This window comes from Pseudomonas sp. K5002 (genome assembly GCF_013386655.1).
Lineage (GTDB): Bacteria > Pseudomonadota > Gammaproteobacteria > Pseudomonadales > Pseudomonadaceae > Aquipseudomonas.
Window position 1 is genome coordinate 1 of the sequence record NZ_JACARK010001398.1, and the last position, 872, is coordinate 872.

2 protein-coding genes are annotated in these 872 nt (G+C 65.8%); both read left to right on the forward strand.

Going from position 1 to position 872, the window contains the following annotated elements:
* A partial coding sequence (locus tag HX846_RS36700) for an ABC transporter permease subunit (protein ID WP_178967400.1) occupies positions 1 to 308 on the forward strand: 308 nt, incomplete at its 5' end.
* A partial coding sequence (locus HX846_RS36705) for an ATP-binding cassette domain-containing protein (RefSeq protein WP_178967401.1) occupies positions 305 to 872 on the forward strand: 568 nt, incomplete at its 3' end. The genes HX846_RS36700 and HX846_RS36705, both read left to right, overlap by 4 nt.

An 872-nucleotide genomic window follows, 5' to 3' on the forward strand; every position in this document is an offset into this window, starting at 1 on the left:
CCCTCGGGCATCCGCCGCTGCGCATCATCCTGCGCCAGTTGCTGCCGAACGCCATGCGCCCATTGATCGTGACCCTGACCATGGGCGTGGGCCAGGCGATTGTCTGGGCCTCGGCCCTGAGTTTTCTCGGCCTGGGCGCCCGTCCGCCGGCACCGGAGTGGGGGACCATGTTGTCCATGGGCCGCGACTTCATCGCCAACGCCTGGTGGCTGACGTTCTTCCCCGGGCTGTTCATCGTATTGACCACGCTGTCGACCACGGTCACTGGCCGTTACCTGCAACAACGCCTGGAGGGCCGTCTTTCATGAGCGACCAGAAACGCTTGATCGTTGAAGGGCTGTCCATCGAGTTTGCCGGGCAGTCGGTGGTGCGCAATCTGTCTTTCACCCTGGAGCCTGGCAAGACCCTGGCGCTGGTGGGCGAATCCGGCTCCGGTAAAAGCGTCACCGCCCGCAGCCTGATCGGCCTGGCGGGTGCGGGCGCGAAGGTTACGGCGCGCACCTTGAGTTACGACGGCGTGGATTTGCTCAGCCTGTCGGAGCGTGGCTGGCGTCGTTTGCGTGGCAATGGCATCGGCTTCGTGTTGCAGGATGCACTGGTGTCCCTCGACCCGTTGCGGCCGGTGGGCAAGGAAATTCTCGAAGTGCTGGAGACCCATCGCTGGGGCGACCGTCGCAGCCGTGGCGAACGCGTCATTGAACTGCTGGATCTGGTGGGCGTACCCGAGCCGCAACTGCGTGCCCGCCAGCGCCCCGATCAACTCTCCGGCGGCCTGCGCCAGCGTGCGCTGATTGCCAGCGCACTCGCATTGAACCCCGGCCTGGTGATCGCCGATGAACCGACCACGGCGCTGGATGCCACGGTGCAGGCGC